Raw genomic sequence first — 24768 nt, 5'->3', positions numbered from 1 at the left:
GCGGGGGACGGAATGGAAGGCACTGAGGAATGAAGGCCGGGTTGGATTCGAGATGACGCAGAATTCGCTGTCAGCCCAGGCGGGAGGATGAAGGATTGATTAAGTTAGTGTTTTTGAAAGAACGAATTAGATCGGCTCCCTCTTTGACGCGACATATTTATGATCTCTAAGACTGCGGTACTCGCCAAAATAGCATTTATGGGGCTCTTTGTCGGAGCGTTTTATTGTAGTTCATTTGTTGATGCGCAATCGCAAGCAACCGCTCCTAGCGTGGTGGTCTATGGGGCGACGCCGGCTGGTTTTTGTGCGGCGATCGCGGCGGCTCGTGAAGGGGCTGCGGTCACACTGGTGGAACCGAGCCACCACGTCGGCGGGGTGAATACAGGCGGCCTGAGTTTTAGTGATTCGAACCAAACGGTGCGGACAACCGTGATGGGCTTGTTTGATGAATGGCATACACGCATCGCAGCCGATTATGCCGGTCGCGGCCAACCGCTTCATTACGACGTCAGTGAAAAGAACAATGCAAAGTGGACCTATGAACCACACGTCGCTGCTCGTGTGACCAAGGCAATGTTGGCAGAGGCTGGCGTGGACGTCCAACCGAATCAGGTCCTTACCTCGGTCGATCTAGAAGCGGGGCGGATCCAAGCAATCCTTTGCAAAGATCGACGTTTCGCCGCAGACGTTTTTGTCGACGCGACTTACGAAGGGGATCTAATGGCGGCTGCGGGCGTGGAGTGGACGATTGGCCGCGAAGGTCGCGCAGCGTACTCGGAGAAACTGGCTGGAAAGCAATACACAAAAGGAACCATTCCCGTCTCCGGTCTGGATTCAAATGGTCAGCTCCTTCCTTTGTTGACCGCCACCGAAGGTGGGGACGAAGAGGCTGGTGATCGCCACGTGATGGTCTACAGTTTTCGTTTGTGCTTAACAAAGAATCCCGAAAACCGGGTCGATTTCCCGGCTCCCGAAACTTACGATCCGAAACGTTTTGAAGCGGTTCGACGTTACTACTTGCAAGTCAAACGGCCGCACTTGCTGTGGGATATTTATCCTCTGCCCAATGATAAATTTGATGCAAACAACGGGATCGGAAAACAGTTTTCGATGGGGCTGGTTGGCGGAGGCGACGATTGGTGTGAAACGCCGTTCACCGAACGCAGTGAACTCTGGCAAAAACATCGCCAGTACACTTTGGAACTTTATCATTTCCTAACCACCGACGAATCGGTTCCCGAGCATCTTCGCAAACAGATGGCCGAGTACGGACTGTGCCGTGACGAATTTCCGGAAACCGATCATTGGTCGCCGCAGTTGTATGTTCGCGAAGGACGCCGAATGCGAGGCATGCACGTGTTGACCGAAAACGACGTTCTGCGTGATCCAGAGAAATCGGATCCGATCGCGGTTTCCTCGTTCCCGATCGATTCGCATGATTGCCAGCGGATCGGAACCGCAGAGAGTATCCGAAACGAAGGGACTATTTTTCCGGTTCGGATGGCGGGACGACCTCATGGTTATCCGTACCACGTTCCCTATCGTTCGATTTTGCCGGTCAAATCGGACTGCGAAAACCTGCTGGTTCCGGTTGCTCTATCCGCGACCCACGTTGCTTTTTCATCCATTCGCGTCGAACCGACCTGGATGATACTTGGGCAGAGCGCCGGGATCGCTGCGGCATTAAGTGCAAAGCAAAACGTTGCCGTTCAGGATCTGCCCTACCCTGCCCTGCAAAAGCAATTGTTGGCTCAAGGTCAAGTTTTGGAATTGCCCGAATTGGCGCCCCTTCCCCCGCCTGCCCAACCGGTTGGCTTGAAGGTTTCGGATCTAGAGGGAATCGTTTTGGATGATGCAACAGCGGAAATAACGGGAGCGTGGAGCACGTCCAGGCTTTTCAACCCGCACATCGGTTCGGGGTACCTGCATGACGGCGGGGATGGGGAAGGCGACCTGAGTGCAACGTTTAGCGGAAAGGTTCCTGCAAGCGGAAACTACGAGATCCGCATGGCTTATTCGCCGCATTCCTCACGCTCGTCACGGGTTCCTCTCGAAGTCCGCAATGGAGATACGGTCAAGGAATTCAAGGTCGATCAAACCGTGCCCCTGCCAGTGGGCCAGGCATTTCGAAAGATAGGAGAAATCGAATTGCGTAAAGGTGAACCGCTCACCGTAACCATCCGCAATCAAGATTGCGATGGATTCGTAATTCTAGATGCGATTCAATTCCTCCCAAAGTTGTAGAAGAATCCGCCAGCTGAAAAGTTCTTGATTTTTCGGCAGGCTTGGCAATCGCCTGTCTGTCCACGCTCTGGCGATCGTGACTGCCGTAATACGTGACTACCGTACTACGTAAATTCCAGAGCTGCCGTCCCCAAACGGGATCTGGGGTGTCCAAATCGAATGCGTCGATTGTGCGCTCGACAATCGACGCTGTGTGAAGTTTCTCCTATGACTGAATCTCTGACGCTGATTAAGGACTATGGAAGTGGATTATGGAGTTTCGAAGTCGATTCAAGAACCTTGAGGGGCTTCTTCGGTTCTGTAAGCTTGTGGTTGCTAAAGGTTAGTTGACGCGTTTGACGCGAACCTTCGGTTCCGGTTTCAATCGTGAAACACTCGCTGGGTAGGAAGAAATCTCCGACCCGAGTCCAGGTGAAGCGATTGGTAACGTTTTTTGTTAGGTTGCCCGTTTGCAGATCGCGATAAGAAACCGAAGACGTTTCTGGAAGAACCTTTCCATCGCCTGCGTCGAACATTTCAACATTGGTGATTTCCAACCAGTTCGAATCGGTCTTGCGTAGGACTTCGCGAATCAAACCGTTTTCGATTCGAAAGGTCCCGCTGCCATCTTTCCTGGCGACAAAAATGCCGAACTCTGGTGAAGTCTTCTGTTCGGACACTTGGACTTCGACGGCTGCGCTGCCGGGGCGACGATGCCCGATGACCGATCGAAGTTTGGAATGAATCCAAGGTTCGATGGCATCGTCGGAGATCGTCAGTTCGTAGTCGAAGTCGTCGGTAACAAGAATGGTTCCGGTGTGCGATTCGGCGTCGGTCTGGATCGTCACCTCTGCGGTGAAACCAGGGAAGTGATGCCAGACGGCTCGAGCGTCATGGGCTTCTTTCATCGCTGCGCGGGCTAGTTGGTCACTGGAACCCTTTTTCTGGGGCGCGTCGAGAGGCTTTTCCGCATGTCCGATCGCTGGAAGTAACAGCAGGACTGCGGCAATACCGCGTAATAGCTCTTTGCGTTTCATGGTTTATTCTCTGTTTTTAGGTCGTTGGAGGTCAGGCTGATCGATCAGGAAGCGGATTCTTGATCGAAAGTATGGGGGGGATGCGAAAGCTGTTTTATGGCGTTTTGCCGATGGCAAAAAGTTTGTCGCCACGGCGGAGCAGAAGAAAGTTGCCCGCGGGGGCAGCGGCGTACAAAACGTTCCCGCCCCTGGATCGAGAGGAGTCGTCCGCTGCAGCGGCCTCGGCCCAGCAGCGGTTGTTCGCAATCTCTTTGCCGTCTGCAAGGGAAATAACGCTGGTAGTTCCTTTGTGACCGAATAGGTAGATGTTTCCACCGGCAACGATCGGGGTTGACCAGATTCCTCCGGCGTCGGTGCGCTCCACGGAAACCTGTTCACCGGTTTCTAAATCCAAGCGGTAGAGCACACCGGTTCGGTTCACAATCGCCGCGGTCGTTCCTGCAACGACTGGACTGCCAAAAGTGGAGGTCGCCTTTTTGGCGTGCCATTTAAAGTTCGCTTCGTACTCGCCCGCGTCATTTTTGCTGATCTGGATCAGCCCATTGCTTGCGGCGGCCGATCCGGCGCTCGATTCACCACGTCCGTCCGAGGCTCCGATTAAGAATTGCCCTTCCCCCGCTGGAGTTGGCGTGCAGGAGCTGTTGTTTGAAATGTTCTCAAATTCCCAAAGTCGCTTTCCTGTGGAGGGATCAAGTCCGATGATTTTGCCGCTGGCACTGCAGACCAAATGCTGGCCGCCATCGACGGGAATCAATCGCGGGGATGCCCAGGACGTCTTTCCGACTCCGGCTGCTTTCCAAATCTCTTCGCCGGATGTTGGATCAAGAGCCAGGATGTAGGGATCTTCACCACGTTCGACCCATACAAAGACAAGGTCGTTTGTCTGTTCCAGGGAAGCGGAGAGCCCATGTCGCGATTCGATTGCACCATAGGTATCCACCAGGTTCTTTTCCCACTGCTTCTTCCCCTCCGGTGAGATCGCGGCAAGGACACCTCCTTCAAAGAAGGCGATGAAACCGTTTGCCGTTGCGATCGCGGAAGGCGCTGCGCGGCTGACCATCGGGGTATTGGCAAACGGCGAAGGATTGGTCAAATCGATTTGCCAGTTCTTGCTCCCGTCTTCGATTGAAAAAGAGGAGACGTGGTAGTTGTCTTTGTTTTCCCCGCTTGTCGATGTCACCACGATTTGGTCATGGGAAACGATCGGAGTCGATTGCCCGTAGCCCTCGATGTCAGCCGTCCAAGCAATGTTTTTGTCCGGAGCCCATTCGACAGGAAGTGTCAGGTCGCTTGTCGAACGGCCTCCATTTTGGAATTTGCTCCAGGGAGGATTTTCAGCACTGCATATCGCCGCCAATAAAGTGCAGGTGGAAGCGATCATTAGACGCGATGCAAGGATCCGTATTGTTGGTCGACGTTGGCGCGACGAAATGGCTCCCCGAAGCCTGAGGATGGGAACGCTAGAGTTTTGTAGCTGCATTTTCACTTGATTTTTCCGCCGGCACTTGGTGCCTGTAGAGGTGAGTATGTCAAGAAGTTTGCCCGGTCCTGAGAGAAAAGCCGGCCAGTCCATTCGTCGCAAGAAGGCTATCGATCTTGCAAGTCGCTGGATGCGACTGCGGCGAACCTGATGATTAGATGGAGCCATGCCTTTTCCCATGTTTCGGGGCCTCACTCTTGCGAGGAGGATCAAACTACGAGTCCATTGCAGGTTCCACGAATCCATGGGAACGCACAAAAGGATCTAATCGCAGTGGCTGGCTACTTATTCGTTCGCTGGCTGACTGATGCTGAAATGATTTGAGATTCATTCTCAATTAGATTTGCATTCTTGTTATGGGTGGCCGGCTTGTCAATCGGTAAAGTCAAGAAACTGGTTTGAACAGAGCTGTAGCAGCACGATCGATTTCATGACGACGCGAGATAAGTCAGTGCTGCAGCGGAAGCCACTCATCGCATGGGATCTAACTTCAAATTTTTGCTTCATGCCAAGCAATCTGGCGTGGGGCCGATTCCGTTTGAGCATCTGTAGATAGGAGATTTGTAGATTACACGTCCCCGTGAAAGAACGTTCCTGAAAGGGGGGGGCCGCCGGAGCTGCATCGCTATCGCTCTTTGATTCGGCCTACTTTCGATGCGTCCCCTCGTCGGTTTATCCGACAGGAACGAGAGATTTAAAATTAGCAGGGATCTCCCTCTGCGTATTCCTCTGGATGGGGTTGCCGCAGAAAGCGGTAACCCAAACCAGAAGCGAGAGCCACTCATCGCATGGGATCTAACTTCAAATTTTTGCTTCATGCCAAGCAATCTGGCGTGGGGCCGATTCCGTTTGAGCATCTGTAGATAGGAGATTTGTAGATTACACGTCCCCGTGAAAGAACGTTCCTGAAAGGGGGGGCCGCCGGAGCTGCATCGCTATCGCTCTTTGATTCGGCCTACTTTCGATGCGTCCCCTCGTCGGTTTATCCGACAGGAACGAGAGATTTAAAATTAGCAGGGATCTCCCTCTGCGTATTCTTCTGGTTTGGGTTGCCGCTCTCTGCGGCAACCCAAACCAGAAGCGAGAGCCACTCATCGCATGGGATCTAACTTCAAATCTTTGCTTCATGCCAGGCAAGCTGGCATGGGGCTGATTCCGTTCGAGCATCTGCAGATAGGAGATTTTTAAATCAGACGTCCCCAAATGCGGATGTGTTGTTTTGCTTTTTATTTTTCGAGACGGTTGTCTTCTATTCCCCCCAGTCCCAATTGCCCGCCCGTCATTATTGACGTTAAGTTCTCCCGCTAAAAATTCTCTCGCCAATTTCTCCCCCTCGTAAAATCTTTGCCTCACCCCTGGCAATTCCCTTGCTAAATCGATTCGCAAGCGTTATCGGATCCGATGTCGTCAGCGTACCTCTGGCTGAAATTTCTTAACTTAATGGTTGACAGCCCCTCCGCCGGCCTGCATGATGCGTGAAGTGCTGTTGAGATTGAGTTTCAACAGCACGGTTAACTGAATTCGTCAACGAAGCCAGCCACCTTTTTTGTTCGGCAGCCCGCCACGTTCGACGACTCCCTTGGAAAACGTTTTCCAGGCGTGAGTTCCGTCATTCTTAGGTACGTGGAGAAACGAGATGTCTCACAAGGACTTCCGCGCTCGTGCGGGTTTTACACTGGTTGAATTGCTTGTTGTGATCGCCATTATTGGCGTGTTGGTGGGGTTGTTGTTGCCGGCCGTCCAGGCGGCTCGCGAAGCGGCACGTCGGATGTCGTGCAGCAATCAGCTGAAGCAGATCGCTTTGGCAACGCACAATTTTCATGACACTTTGCTCACCTTCCCCTATGCGACTCGTGATCGTTTGGAAGGGGATGATGGCAGCACTTGGGCGACTGGACACATCCAGATTTTGCCTTTTCTTGAAGGGGATGCGGTTGCCAGTCGCTGGGACCCCAACGAGCCTCGCAACAGCACCGTCGATTCCGACGGGGATGGGTGGACCAACGACACTCTTAAGAAAGAGAGTATCCCCACCTATCTATGCCCCTCAATGGTTCCTCCCAGCGGGCCGCTAACCGGCGAACGGGCTCCGATGAGTTACCTGTTTTCCTCGGGTACCCCGGACGCCAGTATGCTGCACTATGCGGTCTACTACGGATTGCCTGAGCCCGCCTACGACGGTGCGATCATCCCTGTCAAAACCTATCTCGCTTCTGGCGAGACCGCGGGACCGAACCATCGCAAGCCGACTAAATTCCGCGATGTTATTGATGGGACGTCCAACACATTCTTGATGGGCGAAACCGATTTCATGCCGAAAGGAGTTCCTTCGACTTCGTATGGCGGAGTCTGGGCGTACGGCTATGCCGGCTACGCTTGGGGAACAACTTACGTACCCTTCAATCGTCACGACAACACGTCAACGGTTTACGGAGCATTCCGTAGCCAGCACCCTAGTGGTGGACAGTTCTCTTTGGTCGACGGTTCGGTAAGGTTTGTTTCGGAAACGATCGACCACGCTGTCTATCAAGCGGTTTCAACGCGAGCGAACGGTGAAGTGGCTACCTTGCCGTAGTCCGCTTGCCATTCACACCAAGAAACTTTTGACGGATGATCGTTATGAAAAACAAATCGTTTCTTACCTTGATCGCCAATACGCTGCTTGTGATTTTACTGGGCTGTGGCAGCGACGCGGGACCGGCTGTTTCCTCAGGGCCGTTACCACCTCTTTCGGTGGAAGAATGGAAACAGCTTCCGATTCAAGAGAAGTACGACGAAGCCACGTTTGAACGGCTGCGAGCCAAGGATGAAAAACTGCAAGCCGAACGAGCCTGGGGGCGGTTTATGAGGGAAGTCGTAGTTCCGGAAAGGAAACGGGACATCCCTGGCATTCCAGGGCAATGATTGCCGATGGAAGCAGCGAGTTTCGGCGGCACAAATTGGTGGGATATCATTTGTGTCGCCAAACTCGAGGGGCTTTTCGAATGCCTTTTTGCGGGCGTTCTTCTTAGCGGATCGGCGCGAGCCGACCGGCAAGTACGCGGGGTTTCCAGGGCTGCTGCCAGACGGTTTGCGACCGATGCTATCTGCTTTGGCATCTGCGGGTATTTTTCTTAGCGGAACGGCGCGAGCCGTCCGGCAATCGTCTTGAAAACCCGTAAAATTTCCAGACGGCTTGCGCCGTTCCGCTAAGAAGTTGGATGGCACCGGGCTTTTCCCTGTGACGCAACCTAAAACCTATTTGGTGAGCTCGACGGAATGGACGTCGATCGAGCGACCACCCACTAATGCTTCGGTGGAAAGCCGTAGCGTATGGACTCCTTTCTCCAGGTCCATCATCCCGAAATCGAGCGGCGCAAAATCTTTTACGTAGGATTCACTTCCGCGGGAAGCGCGGTCTTGAGCGGCACCCTCCAAGGGCGGGTCAAACGCTTTGTCGACTTTGGCGACAGCTGTCGCGTCCCCAATGGCAACTCGAATCGAAGTGCCAACATTTTCTGTGGGGCAGGTGTGGTGGACCACAACATGGTAGGGGCCTGATTCACCGACTTCGATGTTCCATTCAATGGCCCCTTTAGGATCGATCCAGTTGGTGAAGAACGAATTGTTCGGGGCGCGAGCGCTTCGTTCGACGCCCCCTTTCGCTTCTCCGTCTCTCGCTGGCAAGACCGTTCGCTTGCCATACCCAACGGTGAAGGGACGTGCAGGGGCGGTAGCTATGATCTGTTTCATCTCTGCCGTTTGTTTTGCCAATAGATCCTGCATGCGCTCAGAGACCTTTGGGAATTTTTCGTTGACAGGATGCCGCTGAGATCGATCGTTTTCGATGTCGAACAGTTTGCCAGCTCCATCGATACGAAAACGTTGCGTTCGCAGTGAAGCCCCTTTTCGGAAAGAGAGCAACGCTCGGTCTTGCCAGTCTTTGCCGTCGCCCAACAAGAGTGGTTCTAGGCTGCGCCCATCGAGTGGTTTTTCACTGATCAATTCGACGTTTGCCAAATCACTTAGGGTTGGAAGGAAATCGATGGCTGCGGCAACCTGATCGATCTTTTTTCCGGCGGCTAATTTTCTAGGCCAGCGAATCAGGCAAGGAACACGGATGCCCCCTTCGTCAATCGATCCCTTCCGCCCTTTCATGTCGCCGTTCCAACGCCAGGAATTAGGACCGTTGTCGGAAAAGTAAATAACGATCGTATTTTCCGCTAAGTTCTGTTCGTCTAGCACTTGGAGAATACGTCCAACGTTCCAGTCAATGTTCTCGACCATGGCAAGCGCCGCACGGGAGAAGAGTTCGTCCTCTTTTTCAGGATCGCGATTGCGCATTTTTAGGTCCACGCCATCAAATTTCTCGTAGAACCGATCGGGAATGTGCATCGGTGAGTGAGGCGTATTTAGCGGGACATAACAAAAGAACGGTTCGGATTTGTTCTCTTCGATAAACTCGATGGCGTGGTTGGTTAGGTCATCGACAAGGTATCCCTTCCCTTTGACTGCGGTATTGTTGTGGTCCAAGGGTGGTTCGAAATAAGTCCCCCAGTGTCCCGAAGTGAATCCGTAATACTCGTCGAAGCCTCGATCGTTGGGATGATAGGGAGGCTGTGACCCATTGTGCCATTTCCCGAAAGCTCCCGTTCGGTAGCCCGCTTTCTGGAAAGTATCTGCGATCGTGATTTCGTCTAGATTCAATCGTTCGTCACCCCGTGTGACTCCTCGCACGCCGGTCCGAATGAAGTACCGTCCAGTAAGCATTTCAGCGCGAGTCGGAGCACAGACGGCGCTGACATAGAAATTCTCGAATGCGACGCCGTCCGCCGCCAATGAGTCGATGTTGGGTGTCGATAGATTGGTGTTCCCGTGAAGGCTTAAATCACCCCAGCCTTGGTCATCTGCCAGAATCATGACGATGTTGGGACGTTCGGCGGCGGTCGCCTGCCGAGCGATTGGGCTGAGGAATAGAGCACTGAGGGCTGCCAAAAACGGCACCGCCAGTGCGGTAAGCGGCAAGGTCGATGAAGCCGGCCCAGGTTGGCCGCCAACCCGTTTTTGATCGGCCGACGAAGTCTTGGCAAAGTACTGGGACATTAGGGATCCTCTTCCTCGGGTGTTGATTAGGGGGTGCAGGGCAGCCTGCGGCATCGTCAGCAAACAGACGGTCTGCTGAGATGGATCAGTGGGTGTTAGATGCGAATAATCGCGCCGATCAGCGGCATCGGTAGCAATCAAAAACCGACAATCGGTCACATGTCACAGTCTCTTCGCTGGTGCCGCGGAAGTCAAATATTGGCTTTGGCTCCAGCCGTTCGTACATTGCCAATCTGCCGATATTCGGACCGAACACCAACCCGATCAAAGCAATCAGGTTTGGTTGTCGATTGTCGCAGATCAGCGGTTTGGCAGTACTAGTTTGCGGGCATATCAATGCCCATTTCGTCCAGTAGATGATCGGCTCCATAAACGATGCCGGTTAGCCATAAGACATAGCGGATATCGACGCCGATTGACCGCGAGTAGCTTTGGTCCCAAGCAAAATCGTTAATCGTCGCTTCGAAACAACGATCGAAGTTGACCCCGACCAACTCTCCCCTTCCATTCAAGATCGGGCTTCCCGAATTGCCGCCGGTGGTATCGGTATCGTACAGAATCGCGACGGGGACATCGTCAAGTTCAGGACTGCGGAAGGGGCCTAGGTCGCCCGCCTGCTGTTTCGCAATCACCTCTGCGGGAGTTATAAAAGGTGCGACGCCAGTCGTTTTGGCAATCACTCCCGACAACGTCGTCAACGGAGTCTTGATCACAGCGTCCTCTGGCGAGTAGCGTCGCACATGGCCGCAGGTAAATCGCAGTGTCGCGTTCGCGTCGGGGACAAAATTGGTTTGCATAAAACGTCTTTTGATAAGCAGCAGACGCCCATACAGTTCACTCAATTCCCCTTCCCTTGTCTTTTGGGTCTCACGGATTTGGAGGTAGGTCGGGTAGAGCTGCAGCATGAGTTGTAGCAGCGGATCTTTGACCTCGTTTAGTTGCTGGACGTCCATTGCCAAGCATTCTTCGAGGAAATTCCAATCGTCAAGTTTTGTTTGTTCAACGAGTTGTGCGGAGACCGTCGGGATCGCTTCCGCAGAGGCCAGCAAAGGTGTGAGGGCTGGAATCGTTTGTTCGGCATCGACCAAGGCAAGCCGCTGCAGGATGTCGGCGAGGATCGCTTGGTCGGTTGCTTGGTGGTAGTCATTCACCGAGCTTTTTAGTTTTTGCAGCGATTGATCCCAGTTCTTGTCCAGATAGGGCGTTTCGCGATCGAGGTTCGGTTTTTGCCGCTCGTGGGCGGCATCGATCACAAAAAACGCAAACGAGGCGGCGCGACTGGCAGACCGCAATTGGTTCAGGTTGATTTCTAGCGGAGCGGCTGCGGTCATTTGGTCGTAGACAGCTTCTATTTCCGCCTGCAGGGTGCCAAATTGTTCGCGGTTGGCTGGTTCGGATTCGATGAACTTTTGCAGTTCGGCTTCCTGGTCTTGGCGATTTTTAACAATGTCGGCTCGGACAAGTCCTTGAAGCTGGCCGCGGGATCGCTTTTCAACATTGGATAAGGAACGCATCCGTGAGGCATGTTTGATTTCGACTTCGCGGTTGTCCTTGCCCGCGTTTTCCATGATTGCCATCTGGGAATTGTACAGATCGATAATGGTCGGCAGCCGCAGGTTTTGTTCGTAAAGCAAAAAGGCAGACGTTTTATGGCGAGCCGTTCTACCGGGATAGCCAAGTAGAAAAACGGCATCCTCTTCCTCGACACCAGCGGCAGAAACCTGAATGAAACGTTGAGGTTCGTACGGAACGTTATCGGCATGGTACGTCGCGGAGGAGCCATCGGGTGCGACGTAGGCTCGCATGAATGAAAAGTCGCCGGTGTGCCGTGGCCACATCCAGTTATCGATCTCACCACCAAAATTTCCCACCGATTGTGGAGGTGCAAAGACCAAACGGATGTCCTTTAAGTAGGTATAGCGAAACAGAACGTACGATTCTCCTGCGAACATTTCCGCGACTTCAGCGCGGAACTGTGGAGCTGCCTGTTCGGCCGCGAATTCAATTTCCTTACTCTTCTTTTCAATCGCTTTGGTCCGTTCCAAAAAGGTCATATCCTGACGCACCGCTGAAAGAACTTCTTGGGAAACATCGCGGTAGTCTTCGGTGACCCGGACCACATAGTCGGGCGCTGGGATTTCATCCTGTTGCGTATTCGCTTGGAAGCCGTCGGTTAAATAATCCTGCTTGCCTTGGCTTGCCTGCTGGATTGCACCATACGCACAGTGGTGGTTGGTGATGATCAGCCCCTTGGGAGACACGAACGACCCCGTGCAACCATTCACCTTGCAAACACCATCGACCAGGCTGTTCGCATGCGGTTTGAATATCTGGTCGGCAGTCAATTCAATCCCGCGCGCCGCTAGATCCAAGCTTCGCAGTTCGCTCATCGGATACATCCCCTCTTCTGCAATCGCAGTTAAGGAACAGCCGACTCCGCAGAGCAGCGTTATGAATCCGAATAGACGCGAGCAAGAAAGGGGAAAGACATGGGGCGATGTTGGGCAAGCTTGGCAGGGCATGTCAGATCATGAGGGGCGTGAAGGTGTCAATTTTGGGAAACCACTGGGACGCTGCATTCCGTCTACAATAACGGATTGCCGGGCTGTATCCCACTTCGTCCGTTGTTGTTCGATCAAATCTAGTGGTTTTTCGAGGGTCGCATGTTAAATCGTTGCTGTCGTCTATTGGTGTTGGGGGTGGTGCTGGGGACCCTGTTCGCGATGCATTCGCAAGCCAACGCCGATGAACGGCCTCGGTTATTAGTGTTGACCGACATCGGGGGAGACCCCGACGACCGCCAGTCGATGATACGGTTGATGGTCTATTCCAATGCCTTTCGGATCGAAGGGCTTGTCGCTACCGCTTCGGGGGTTCCAGGCGAACTGAAAGAGAAGATCACGCAACCTCATTTGATTCGCGAAATTGTTTCAGCCTATGGGGAGGTCCGTCCCAATCTCGCGAAACATGAAGAAGGCTGGCCGACGGTCGAACAGCTTTCGGGTGTCATCAAGACAGGCAGTCCCCAGCGTGGCAGAAAGCACATCGGTAAAGGAAATGATACGGAAGGTTCTGCATGGTTGATCGAGCGGATCGACGCCGGTTCACCGGAAGACCCTTTGAATATCGCAATTTGGGGCGGTCAGTCCGATTTGGCGCAAGCCTTATGGCGAGTCCAAACGGATCGGAGTGCGGCGGAATATGCCAAGTTCGTTAAACGGTTTCGCGTGTATGACATTGCAGATCAAGACCGGATCGCCAACTGGATGCATGAACAGTTTCCCGGTTTGTATTACATTCTTAGCCGGGCCCCTGCCGGAAAGGATTCGCGAACCGCGACCTTTCGAGGCATGTATTTGACGGGGAACGAGCAGTTAACTTCGGAGGAATGGATTCGAGAAAACATTCTCGGAACGGGGCCGCTCGGTAGCCGCTACCCATTAAAAACGCATACGAATCCCAATCCGTATGGGTGCCTAAAAGAAGGGGATACACCTTCGTGGTTTTTCTTCTTGCCCAAAGGAGGGAACGATCCCACAGACCCCACCAAGTCGGGCTGGGGCGGGCAATTCTATCAAGCGAGCGATGGATGGTACCGCGATGACGGGCCTCACTACCGCGAGGCCCGCGAAACGGTCAGCCGTTGGCGGGAGAAATTTCAAGAAGATTTTGCATTGAGAATGTCCTGGAGCAAGTAGCCGCTTGCGAGTGAATGTATCTAGAGGATCGTTAACCCCAGCACTGATAATTCGTTGCCGCAAAAGGTGTTGCCTGGCACGAGATCCCACAAGCCGAGTGAGAGACCGCAAAGTGTAAAATGCCGCAGCAGGGACAGCCATTTTGCATTTTGCATTTTGCAGTTTCCTTCACCCGCAAGTGGCTTGTTGGTTTCGTCGAAAGCGGAGGATGATTGTCGCCTTTCGCTCCGCGAAAGTAACTTTAAGGGAGCGTTCTTTCGCGGGAGCGAAAGGCGACAATCACTCAATCACCAAGCTGTTCGCCAGCTTCGTGGCGGGCAGCCCTGTCGTTAACTGCTCAGCCTGGCTTTTGGAGGGATCCTAAAGGACCCCTTTGGTGCTGGGAATCGCGTCGCTGCGTGGATCGGATTCGGCTGCCATTCGGACGGCTCTGGCGACCGCTTTAAAAATGCCTTCCGAGATGTGGTGGGCATTGCGGCCGTAGTGCATCAAGACATGCAGATTGCACTTCGCGTTGGCGGCAAAGCTTTGCCAGAAGTGTTCCACCAGTTCGGTGTCAAAGGTTCCGATCTTATCGGCGGAGATGGGGGCTTGGTATTCGAAGGCATACCTTCCACCCATATCAACAGCCGCCGTCACCAGGACTTCGTCCATTGGCAGCGTAAAGTGTCCGTAACGGCGGATACCAGCTCGATCCCCGAGGGCCTGATCGATTGCCTGGCCCAAACAGATTCCGATGTCTTCGGTGGTGTGATGATCGTCGACATGCAGGTCGCCGGTGGCTTCGACCGTTAGATCGATTAAAGCATGTTTGGCGAACAGGTCCAGCATGTGGTCCAAGAAACCAATGCCGGTTTTGCGCTCGCCTGCTCCGGAACCGTCCAGATCAATCGATAGACGGATTTGAGTTTCGCCGGTCTGGCGATCGATAGTCGTTTTTCGAGACATTTCTATTGGGCCTACATCTGTGCTAAGAGCATCAAGCAAGCATCGACTTGATCATCGGTGCCTACACTTATACGTAATCCATCTCCCCACTCAGGGAAATCCATGTATCGCACGAGGATTTGACTCTTTTTCAGTTGCTCGTACATCTCTTTGTGCGATTTATGCGGGTGCTGACACCAGACAAAGTTCGCTTGTGACGGAGTTACCTTGAACCCGATTTCAGTCAGCTTTTGCTCCATGCGACGTCGGGTCGCTTTGATCTTTTGCACATTATCTGCCAGCCATTCGCTGCTGCCGACGGCGGCCGTTGCAGCTGCGATGGAGAGTGCATCGCAGTTATAGCTGTCCTTGATTTTGCCAAGCTCGGCAATTCGGTGTGGCTGGGCAATCACAAACCCAAACCGCAAACCGGCGAGCGCGTAGGATTTGCTAAGCGTCCGCGTGATGAAGATGTTCTCGTTTTGCTCGACCAGTTTAAGGCAGTTGGTCTCGGCAAAATCGGCGTAGGCTTCGTCGACAACCAATGGGCAGGGAAGCCGCTCGGCAATCTCTAGAACTTCGTCTGGTGTCAGAACCGTACCGCTTGGGCTGTTGGGGTTCGGCAGGAAAGCTAGACGCAGTTTTTGTTCTCCGTCGCTGCTCGCTTCGCCAAAAGCGGCTGGCAATTTCCAGTCCTTGTCGAATTCGGTTTGCTCCCAGTCGGCGCCTTGGATATCGGCCAGAGTTCGATACAGAATGTAGCTGGGATAAGGCAGACGGAGGCGTTCGCCTTCACCCACCATCGCGCGGACCAAGATCGTCAAGATTTCATCGCTTCCGTTTCCAGCCAGGATCCAGTCGGGACCGGGAAGCCCCAGCGTTTCGGCCGCTTGCCGGCGGAAAGAGGACGCTGTGGGATCGGGGTACCGTTGCAGGCCAGCCTGAGCTGCCGAAATGATTGCCGCAGTGACCGCCGGAGGCGCTGGATACGGATTCTCGTTGGTGTTTAATTTTATAAACTTGCCACCCTGCGGTTGTTCACCGGGGACATAGGGGTGCATCTTGGCCAGGGTAGCACGAAATGGATTGGATTTTACGGACATTCGTAGAACAGCTATTTCAGGATGAAGCGAATCGCAAGCGGGAGAGGAACCGTCAATTTTGCGGAGCGGTACGTTTGGGAAAGGCTGCCGGATGACCGTACCAGTTGAGGATCTCTGGCGTCCGGCTTGCTAGTAAGACGGCCTTTGCGTGGAGATGTTCAGGCCCATGAGTGTAATCCCATTCGGTCCGCTCTTCGTATCGCAGGACATGCAGCCCTTCGGTTTCCACGGCCCACTGCAGTAATTGATTGGGGGCGAAATGGTTGATCACGTGGACCGCGGTTTCGCTGACCGGTTCGGTCCGCTGTGGGCCTCGTCCGGTTGGGGAACCGGGGTCGTCGGTCGTATGGACTTCGACATACAACGCACCCGTATCCACTAGCGACTGAATCATATGCTCCCAAAGCTCTTTTGCAGCCTGTAGGGGAATATGGTCTAGAACCGTCGTGGCTGCGATAAAACCGTATGTCGCCGGAGCTAACTGCAATTCCCGAACATCCAGCGCCAGTGTGTCGATCCACTTGGAAAGGTGCTCTTCTTTGGCGCGCTGTTCGATCCGCTGCAACCCGGTTTCCGAGCGGTCGACCGCGGTCACGTGCAATCCGCATCGTGCCATTTCAAGGGTGTCCCGTCCTGCCCCGGCCCCTAGATCGATGGCTTTGCCCTGGGGGCGGCATTGTTCCAGGAAAGAGGCTAATTCAGGCGACGGAGTTCGCCCATACGCGGGGGATTCGCGTTGATAGGCTTCTTGAAAAGGATCGCTAGGGGGGGGCAAGGAAGCCACGCATCGAACCTGGGTATTAAGAGAGGGAGGGGGGAACCGATCGTTTTATTCGCCAGCGGCTTGCTCGTACAGCCGACGGATTTCCGTCAGGTCGACATCGATCGGTGGCATGCTGGGGTCCATGTCGCGCATCGTATCGCGGACGATCGCCGCCACAGCCGCATTGCGGTACCATTTTCGATCGGATGGGATCACGAACCAAGGGGCATGCTTTTTATTGCATTTGTCAAAAACGTCTTCGTAGGCTTTGCGGTAGTCAGGCCATCTTTTCCGAGCTTCATAATCGCCCGGGTTTAGTTTCCAGTGCTTTTCCGGAAGGTCCAACCTTTCTTTAAAACGTTCCAGTTGTTCTTCCGGGCTGATGTGTAAATAGAACTTTAGGATTCGAGTTCCGCGGTGAGCGAGCAACGCTTCGAATTGATTGATCATCTCGTAACGCTGGGACCAGAGCTCTTTCGGAACCAGATCTTCGACGCGGACCACCAGGACGTCTTCATAGTGCGAACGATTAAAAATGGAGATCATTCCGGTGGCGGGCGTTGCCCGGTGGATCCTCCATAAAAAATCATGCGAGCGTTCGATCGCGGTGGGGACTTTAAATGGATACGTGCGGCAGCCTTGCGGATTCATCTGTCCCAGGACTTTGCGGATCAGGCCGTCTTTGCCTGCCGCGTCGGGAGCTTGCAAGACGATCAATAACGATTGTTTTCCCTCGACAAACAGACGGTACTGCAAATTGCGAAGCTCTTCGATGGCGTGACTGGTAAATAAGGTTCCCTCTTCCTTGTCGCGAAAAGGGCCCATCACCTTGCTGTCGATCGCTTCCAATTGGACGCGTTTTTTGGTGGAGACAATATGCTGATTGACGAAATCAAAATCCATGCGGGAGCTCAATAGGCGACGAGGAAAAGGAAGCAGACGACGTTTGGCGGGTGCTGTGGGGGAAACGGTGGCCGTGCATTATAGAGTCGCCTCAAGACGGAAAAAGCGAAATCCGCAGCGGTCGCGGAAGGCACGCTGCGACTCGCTTGAAAATGATGTCGTAAGGTATTGTAAGTCAAGGGGTTATGGATTCGTTTAGGGGCTTGTGGGCCGTTGTGAACAAGCCCTTTTTGCGGTAGAATTAGCCGCTTGAGAAAGGGGGTCATGCTCGCCCTCTGACCGCCAGAATGGCTTCAACTAATAAGGACAGTTATTTGTCTACCGACGGCAACGATCCCGAGAACGGAAACGGCGAAGAAGAGGGGATGGCCCCGAAACTAGATCTCCAACATGGCTTTGGGGAAAGCGGTCAAGGCGGAGCCGGTGCGCTTCGAATGATCGACCTGCCGATTGAAGATGAACTTCGCGAAAGCTACCTGACGTACGCGATGAGCGTCATCGTCAGTCGAGCCTTGCCGGATGTTCGTGACGGTCTGAAGCCAAGTCAGCGGCGAATCCTGGTCGCCATGAATGACTTGAATCTGGGCCCCGGATCCAAGCGTGTTAAATGCGCCAAAATTTCTGGTGATACGTCGGGTAACTATCACCCGCACGGTGAAAGCGTGATCTATCCGACTTTGGTCCGGATGGCTCAGGAGTGGAACCTGCGGAGCATGCTGATCGACAAGCAGGGGAACTTCGGTTCGATTGCCGGTCTGCCTCCGGCGGCTATGCGATATACCGAAGCAAGGATGTCCGCTGTCGCCGCTCAGATGCTGGATGACCTGAAATTCGATACGGTCGACTACATTCCGACTTACGACGAAGTTCGCACGGAACCAACCGTGCTGCCCAGTCGGTTTCCGAACCTGCTGGTTAACGGATCGGGTGGTATCGCCGTTGGGATGGCAACCAGTATCCCGCCGCATAATCCGGGCGAGGTCTGCGAAGCGTTGATCCGGTTGATCGACAATCCGGACATGACGATCGCCGAAATCATGACCGTCATGCCCGGCCCCGATTTCCCGACCGGCGGGATCATCTGTGGTCGCTCCGGTATCATCCGCGGCTACACCACCGGTCGAAGCACGATCCAGGTTCGGGCTCGTTGCAAGATCGAGGAAATGAAGGGGAACCGGTTCCGCATTGTGGTTTCGGAAATCCCGTACCAGCAAGCTCGTGACCGAGTGATTGAAAAGATCGCGGCACTGGTTAACGATGATCGAATCAAAGGGATTTCGGCGATTCGCGACGAAAGCGATCTGAAAGAACCGGTTCGGTTGGTCATCGAATTGAAACGGGATGCCGATCCAGATGTCGTTCTCAATCAGCTGTATCAGTTCTCGCCACTACAAGATTCGTTCTCGGTCATCTTGTTGGCTTTGGTCGACGGAAAGCCAAGAGAGCTAACCGTCAAAGAAATGTTGCAGGAATTCCTGCGGCATCGTTTGGTGGTCATTCGCCGCCGTACTCAGTTCTTGCTGAATCGGGCTCGACGCCGAAAACATACGGTCGAAGGCCTGTTGTTGGCGTTGGCCAACATCGACGAAATCATCAAAACCATTCGAACAAGCCGTACCCAGCCGGAAGCAAAAAAACGGCTGATGCAGATCGAATGCCCGGCCGCTCTGATGCAGCGAGCCATCGGCGATAAGGGGTTTGAGCAGTTTGTCGAGGAGCGTGGTGCAGCCGATTCGTACACGCTGACAAGTGTTCAAACCGATGCGATCCTGCGGATGACGCTGGGGCAATTGGTCAACCTGGAACAAGAGAAACTTGGCGGCGAACATGCTCAGCTGTTGGAAGAGATCCTGGAATACCTGGATATCTTGGGCAGCCAAGAACGTATCTATGGAATCATCAAGGACGACTTGATCGAAATGCAGCGTCGGTTTGGTGATAAACGCCGTACCGAAATTAGCACCGAAGAACTCGGTAATATCGATCTTGAAGATCTGATCACCGAAGAAACGATGGTCGTTTCCATCAGTCACCGCGGCTATATCAAGCGGACCCCCGCCACCACCTATCGAGCTCAGCGCCGAGGCGGAAAAGGACTCAAGGGGGCCAAGACCGAAGACGAAGATCCGATCGAACATCTGTTTGTCGCCAGTACCCACGCCTACCTGTTGTTCTTTACGACCACCGGGAAGGTTCGCTGGCAGAAGGTCTATGACCTGCCACAGTTGTCTCGTGAAAGCCGCGGCCGAGCGATCGTCAATCTGTTGAATCTGGAAGAGAACGAGCAGATCGCGGAATGCTTGGCGATCCGCGATTTCGATCAGCCCGGCCACTTCATCATGATGGCCACCCGCGAAGGGTTGGTTAAAAAGACCAGCTTGGAAAGCTACAGCCGTCCGAAACGTGGCGGGATTATCGCGATTAAGCTGCGTGAAGATGACAGTTTGGTCGACGCAGCCGTTGTCGGTCCCGAAACCGAAGTGGTGTTGGTCACCAAGTCGGGGATGGCGATCCGCTTCGCAGAAAGTGATGCTCGATCGATGGGGCGAAATACCTCCGGCGTGAAGGGCATCAATCTAGGCAAGGATGACGAAATCGTCGGAATGGTCGTCGCCGATCCCGATGCAACGTTGCTGACCGTCTGCGAGAAAGGTTACGGCAAACGGACGCCGTTTGGACCAAACGCCGCTGCGGATAGCGATGAAGAAAACGAAGAAGAAACCTCTGGATCGGCTCGCTATCGCACCCAACGCCGTGGTGGCAAAGGGTTGCGAGACATTCGCACCAGCGAGCGGAACGGGAATGTTGTCGATATCGTGCGGGTCACCGACGATGACGAGATTCTGATGATGACTGCCAAAGGCAAGATTCAGCGGGTCGCCGCTCGTGAAATCAGTGTGATCGGTCGAAACACTCAAGGGGTTCGGATCATGAACCTCGGCGACGATGACACCCTGATCGCCGTCGTTCGAGTCCCGGCAGAAGAGAAGGAAGAAGAAGGAGCCACACCTGAAGGTGTAACGCCGGAAGGGACTGCTTCGGAAACGGGCGATGTTAAAGCTGCCGATTCCGACGCTGCGACCGAGCAAGCTCCCGCTCCGGAAGATTCGCCAGAGGATGATTCGGAATCGACCGAAGAGTAAAACCAGTAAGCTGCAATGCGGGGCCCTCACCCGGGCTCCGCAAGCTTTCTACTTTCATAGCGGAACGGCGCGAGCCGTCCGGCTCTCGTCCTGCCAATCCCACGTATGTACCGGTCGGTTCGCGCCGTTCCGCGAGGCAAACATCTCGCCCCAAATACTTTCTTAGCGAAACGACAAAAGCCCAATGCCATCTACTTTGGCTGTCTAGGGGCGCATTTCCTGGCGGATCGAAGCAAGCTGACCGGCAAATTTATGGTCTGTTCAATGCGCTTGCCGGACGGCTCGCGCCGTTCCGCTAACAATGTAGATGGCATTGGACGCAAGCCGTCCGGCAGTCGGCTTAGAAATCCCGCGTGTTCCCCGGTCGGTTCGTGCCGATCCGCGAGGAATTTCGGCGGGCACATCTCGCTCTGCGGATGATAGTCCCTACCGGCTGCCAATTCCTTCGGTTCGAACCTGGTCTTTGAACAGGTTGTCGAATTTTCGAATTTTGGGAGCGACGGTTGATTGGCAGTAGGCTTGATACGGGTTTTTGCGGAAGTAGTCCTGATGATATTCTTCCGCCAAATGAAATTGCCCGACGGGCGTGACTTCCGTGACAATCGGTCTGCGGAACTTTGGCGATTTGTTTAGTTTCGCGATCACTTTTTCCGCTTCGGCTTTTTGTGCTTCGTCGTGATAAAAGATTGCGCTGCGGTACTGCGGCCCTTTATCGACACCTTGCTGGTTCAAGGTCATCGGGTTGTGGATCTGAAAAAAGACATCCAGTAGTTGTCGGTAAGAGACAACATTGGGGTCGTAGAAAATCTGGATCGCCTCGGCATGTTTGGTCCTCTTGGAAAGGACCATCTGGTAGTTCGGGTTCGTCACGTCAGGGTCTCCGGTATAGCCGGAAACGACATCGTTGACTCCCTTCATTCGCTCGAACACAGCTTCGGTGCACCAGAAACATCCACCGGCCAGTGTCGCCACTTCTTCTCCTTCGCGAGGCATCAGGCCAGAGGTTTTTTGAGCGTGCCCGCTGGGGGCAGCCACAAATCCTCCGAGCACGAGTCCCAGGAAGATCGCCAGTGATTTTCTTGATTCTCGTGTCAACACTTGATTCTCCAGGCGAAGGATAAAGTCGTCGTTTCCGGGGCGGGAGGACCATAAAACGAGGGCCTGCAGAAAAGCAGGCCCTCTTAGCAATGTTCAAAAAGGAGCTCAGCCCACCTGCTAGTTTACAGCAAGTTGCGGTCGGCTAGCAATCTTTCAGCGTCCAGAGCGGCCATGCAGCCGGTTCCTGCGGACGTAATTGCCTGGCGATAGTAGTCGTCGGCAACATCACCTGCCGCAAAGACACCTTCGACGCTGGTCGCGGTGCGGAAGGATTGGGTCCAGCGAATGTAGCCTTTGTCCGTCAATTCGACCTGATCGCCCAGGAAGCTGGTGTTTGGGGTGTGCCCGATGGCTAGGAATAGGCCACCTGCTTCGACGGTATTTTCCTTGTTTTCCACATTTTGGCGAAGCCGGATCGCGCTAACGCCTTGGGAGTCGTCGCCCAGCACTTCTTCGACTTCGTGGTTCCAAAGGACTTCGATTTTCTCAGTGCTTTCCAAGCGTTCCTGCATGATTTTGGAAGCTCGTAATTCGTCGCGGCGGACCACCAAATAGACTTTGGATGCGAATTTGCTTAGGTAGCTGGCTTCTTCGATCGCGCTGTCGCCACCGCCGACGACGACCAGGGGTTTGTTGCGGAAGCGAGGCAACGCTCCGTCGCAAACCGCACAGGCACTGACGCCGCGATTTTTGTAAGCATCTTCTGAATCAAGGCCCAAGTAATTGGCTCGAGCTCCGGTTGCGATGATCAGCGTATGGCAACGGTGTGTGCCGTTTTCCAAGGTTTCGATCGTGAACGGGCCTTTGCTTAGGTCCGTTGCCGTCACGTCGTCGGTGATGACTCGAGTCCCAAAATTGCGGGCTTGTTGCCGCATTAGGTTCATCAGCTCGGGGCCGGTGACCGCGTGCGCTTCCTCTTCGACGGGAGGGAGCATGTATTTTTGCTCGTCATCGATCGCCGAATTGACGAACTGAGACAGTTTTCCCGAGGGAAATCCTGCGTAGTTTTCGACTTCGGTCGTCTGGGCAAGCTGGCCTAGAGGGAGGGTCCCCTGTTGGCGGTTTTCTTCCGTGTTGGCACCTTCGAAGACCAGAGGCTCCAAATTGGCTCGGGAAGCGTAAATAGCGGCCGACCAAGCGGCGGGACCACTTCCGATGATGATTGCTTTTTCGATTTTATCCGTCACGTGGGCTTTAGCTCCGTTGGAGACGTGGGCGATGGGGTGTTGCGCGGTTATTATAGGCAGTTCATCCTTGTGTCGAGTACCGGCCGACGGGCAGTTCATTTTCCTCTATCTAGTAGCCAATTAAACGATGACGACTCTTCTGGTAGCTGTGGCCTCCATGCTCGGGTTTATCGTTGCCTATAACACGTACGGAAAGTGGTTGGCAAAGTACCTGTTTGGGCTGACGGATAAAAATGTCACTCCCAGTCACGAAATGCGGGACGATGTCGATTTTGTCCCGACCCGTCGCTCCGTTATTTTCGGTCATCACTTCACTAGTATCGCCGGAACGGGGCCGATCGTCGGTCCGGCTTTGGCGGTTTTCTGGGGTTGGCTACCGGCTCTTTTGTGGGTCATTTTTGGATCGATCCTGATCGGCGGCGTCCACGATTTGGCAGCTCTGGTTATTTCCCTTCGCAACCGAGGCCAGACGATTGGCGAAGTTGCCGGGCGATTGATTTCGCCTCGAGCCAAATTGCTTTTCCTGATCGTGTTGGCCGCCGCACTGACGATCGTCTTGGCGGTCTTTGGATTGGTGATTGCGACGGTTTTTTCGATCTATCCCGAATCGGTGCTGAGCGTATGGGTGGCGATGCCAGTGGCTGTGGTGATCGGGCTTTGGGTCTATCGCCGCGGTGGAGGCCTCTTGGCGCCAAGTCTGATTGGGTTGGCGTTGTTGTATGCGGCGGTCTACATCGGGGCGTATTACCTCCCGATTGATTTGAAACATATCTTTCCGACCGAAAATCATTTCTGGAATCCAAAGGTTGTCTGGACGCTGATCCTGTTGGTCTACGCCTTTGCCGCTTCGGTATTGCCCGTTTGGTTGCTGCTGCAGCCGCGTGACTATATCAACAGCCAGCAGTTGTACGTGGCCCTTGGCTTGCTGGTGATTGGGCTTGGAATGGCATCGGTTACCGGCAGTGCCGACCTCTTCAATTCGGCTCCTGCGATCGCGCAAAACGTTCCTGCCGGAGCCCCCCCGATGCTTCCGTTTTTGTTTATTACGATTGCATGTGGTGCGTGTAGCGGATTTCACTGCCTGGTCAGTAGTGGGACAACCAGTAAACAGATTGCCTGTGAAACCGATGCCCAAGCGGTTGGTTATGGTGCGATGCTGTTGGAGGGAGCGTTGGCAGTGATCGTTATCCTTGCCTGTTGTGCAGGCGTTGGGATGGGGCCGATCATCAGGAATAATGTCGATGGAGTCATCCGGTATGAAAACCAAATGGACGCCGAAGGAGTCGCCGTGACCGGGACCGCTGCGTGGGCTGAATACTATCGAGCCGACGGAAAGTGGAGTGATCACACGTTGGGGAAAAAACTGGCTGCGTTTGTGGATGGTGGAGCCAATTTTATCAGCACCATTGGCGTTCCTTTGCAGCTATCGATCGCAATCATGGCCGTTCTGGTCGCGAGTTTTGCTGCGACAACGCTCGATACGGCGACGCGTCTGCAGCGTTACGTGTTGCAGGAATTGGGGACGACGCTGCATGTCAAACCGCTGCAAAATAAGTACGTAGCGACTTCGGTTGCCGTCGGCGTCGCGGCACTCATTGCGTTTCAAGGGGGGGATAAGCCTGGAGCCGGAGGCCTGTTGCTGTGGCCGCTCTTTGGAGCAACCAATCAATTGCTCGCCGGATTGGCTTTGATGGTCGCCTTTTTCTACTTGACTCGTCGAGGCAAACCTTTGGCTGTCATCGGAATCCCGATGGTCATCATGATGCTGATGCCTGCCTGGGCGATGGGATACAACCTCGCATTCGATTGGATTGAACAGCGAAACTGGCTGTTGATCGCATTCGGGATCGGAACTTTGGCCCTGCAGGTTTGGATGATTGCTGAAGGAGTCATCCTCTGGCGATCGGCCCGAGGCGTATTAGAGACACAGTTGCCACCACTGAAAAAGCCAAGTGGAAACTAGGGCGTCGACTAGGTGCCCGCAACGACTGCAGGGACATGAAGTTTCTAAGACGCCCAGCGTGAAGGCTGCATGATTTTTGCAGCCGATCATCGATACGACAACAACGCCTCGCTCACGCCCGAGGCAAGGATTCTTGTCGTTTACAAGCACGAAGCGCCAGT

The 24768-nt window shown here is 54.0% G+C and carries 16 protein-coding genes; 6 read left to right on the top strand and 10 right to left on the bottom strand.

Annotated elements, in window-relative coordinates:
- The first annotated feature begins 159 nt into the window (after positions 1-159).
- A complete protein-coding gene (locus tag FF011L_RS16880) occupies positions 160-2244 on the top strand; it encodes an FAD-dependent oxidoreductase (RefSeq protein WP_218932695.1) in 2085 nt (694 codons plus the stop codon).
- A gap of 236 nt (positions 2245-2480) precedes the next feature.
- Here FF011L_RS16880 and FF011L_RS16875 read toward each other — a convergent pair whose 3' ends face one another.
- Both FF011L_RS16875 and FF011L_RS16870 read right to left on the bottom strand, forming a co-directional pair.
- Positions 2481-3260, bottom strand: a complete 780-nt coding sequence (locus tag FF011L_RS16875) for a DUF3386 family protein (RefSeq protein ID WP_145352776.1) — start codon at positions 3258-3260, stop codon at positions 2481-2483.
- Positions 3261-3354: 94 nt separating this feature from the next.
- Positions 3355-4641, bottom strand: a complete 1287-nt coding sequence (locus FF011L_RS16870; RefSeq protein WP_145352775.1) for an outer membrane protein assembly factor BamB family protein — start codon at positions 4639-4641, stop codon at positions 3355-3357.
- Between the two features lie 1735 nt (positions 4642-6376).
- Between FF011L_RS16870 and FF011L_RS16865 the strand changes: the two genes are divergently transcribed.
- Positions 6377-7315 carry a DUF1559 domain-containing protein gene (locus FF011L_RS16865; protein ID WP_145352774.1) on the top strand — a complete coding sequence of 313 codons (939 nt, stop codon included), beginning with the start codon at positions 6377-6379 and terminating at the stop codon, positions 7313-7315.
- 44 nt (positions 7316-7359) lie between these two features.
- Positions 7360-7644 carry a hypothetical protein gene (locus tag FF011L_RS16860; RefSeq protein WP_145352773.1) on the top strand — a complete coding sequence of 95 codons (285 nt, stop codon included), beginning with the start codon at positions 7360-7362 and terminating at the stop codon, positions 7642-7644.
- 333 nt (positions 7645-7977) lie between these two features.
- Here FF011L_RS16860 and FF011L_RS16855 read toward each other — a convergent pair whose 3' ends face one another.
- Both FF011L_RS16855 and FF011L_RS16850 read right to left on the bottom strand, forming a co-directional pair.
- Positions 7978-9822 carry a sulfatase-like hydrolase/transferase gene (locus tag FF011L_RS16855; protein WP_145352772.1) on the bottom strand — a complete coding sequence of 615 codons (1845 nt, stop codon included), beginning with the start codon at positions 9820-9822 and terminating at the stop codon, positions 7978-7980.
- Positions 9823-10139: 317 nt separating this feature from the next.
- Positions 10140-12221: a S46 family peptidase gene (locus tag FF011L_RS16850; protein ID WP_261342571.1), complete on the bottom strand. Its 2082-nt coding sequence runs from the start codon at positions 12219-12221 to the stop codon at positions 10140-10142.
- A 264-nt stretch (positions 12222-12485) separates the two neighbouring features.
- On the opposite strand from FF011L_RS16850, the gene FF011L_RS16845 reads away from it, so the two are divergent.
- Positions 12486-13520, top strand: coding sequence for a DUF1593 domain-containing protein (locus tag FF011L_RS16845; protein ID WP_145352770.1), 1035 nt, complete (start codon positions 12486-12488; stop codon positions 13518-13520).
- Between the two features lie 360 nt (positions 13521-13880).
- Here the strand turns inward: FF011L_RS16845 and hisB are convergent, their stop codons facing one another.
- From hisB to FF011L_RS16825, 4 genes are read right to left on the bottom strand one after another with little or no spacing between them, the layout of a single operon-like run.
- Positions 13881-14468: an imidazoleglycerol-phosphate dehydratase HisB gene (hisB, locus tag FF011L_RS16840; protein ID WP_145352769.1), complete on the bottom strand. Its 588-nt coding sequence runs from the start codon at positions 14466-14468 to the stop codon at positions 13881-13883.
- Positions 14469-14479: 11 nt separating this feature from the next.
- Positions 14480-15550 carry a histidinol-phosphate transaminase gene (gene hisC, locus FF011L_RS16835; RefSeq protein ID WP_145352768.1) on the bottom strand — a complete coding sequence of 357 codons (1071 nt, stop codon included), beginning with the start codon at positions 15548-15550 and terminating at the stop codon, positions 14480-14482.
- A 52-nt stretch (positions 15551-15602) separates the two neighbouring features.
- Positions 15603-16334, bottom strand: a complete 732-nt coding sequence (locus tag FF011L_RS16830) for a class I SAM-dependent methyltransferase (protein ID WP_246109471.1) — start codon at positions 16332-16334, stop codon at positions 15603-15605.
- 45 nt (positions 16335-16379) lie between these two features.
- Positions 16380-17216: a polyphosphate kinase 2 family protein gene (locus FF011L_RS16825; RefSeq protein WP_145352767.1), complete on the bottom strand. Its 837-nt coding sequence runs from the start codon at positions 17214-17216 to the stop codon at positions 16380-16382.
- Positions 17217-17581: 365 nt separating this feature from the next.
- Between FF011L_RS16825 and gyrA the strand changes: the two genes are divergently transcribed.
- On the top strand, positions 17582-20359 hold the full coding sequence (gyrA, locus tag FF011L_RS16820; protein ID WP_246109922.1) for a DNA gyrase subunit A: 2778 nt from the start codon (positions 17582-17584) through the stop codon (positions 20357-20359).
- 426 nt (positions 20360-20785) lie between these two features.
- Here gyrA and msrA read toward each other — a convergent pair whose 3' ends face one another.
- Positions 20786-21457 (bottom strand): peptide-methionine (S)-S-oxide reductase MsrA, encoded by a 672-nt coding sequence (gene msrA / locus FF011L_RS16815; protein WP_246109470.1) that lies wholly within the window; start codon positions 21455-21457, stop codon positions 20786-20788.
- A 122-nt stretch (positions 21458-21579) separates the two neighbouring features.
- Positions 21580-22743, bottom strand: a complete 1164-nt coding sequence (locus tag FF011L_RS16810) for an NAD(P)/FAD-dependent oxidoreductase (protein WP_145352765.1) — start codon at positions 22741-22743, stop codon at positions 21580-21582.
- Positions 22744-22771: 28 nt separating this feature from the next.
- Here FF011L_RS16810 and FF011L_RS16805 point away from each other — a divergent pair, with 28 nt between their 5' ends.
- Entirely contained in the window at positions 22772-24607 is a 1836-nt protein-coding gene (locus FF011L_RS16805) for a carbon starvation CstA family protein (protein WP_145352764.1), read from the top strand.
- Positions 24608-24768 lie beyond the last annotated feature (161 nt).

The sequence above is a fragment of the Roseimaritima multifibrata genome (assembly GCF_007741495.1).
Lineage (GTDB): Bacteria > Planctomycetota > Planctomycetia > Pirellulales > Pirellulaceae > Roseimaritima > Roseimaritima multifibrata.
Note: the sequence above shows the minus strand (reverse complement) of the source record. Positions and strands in the feature narration are given on the sequence as shown.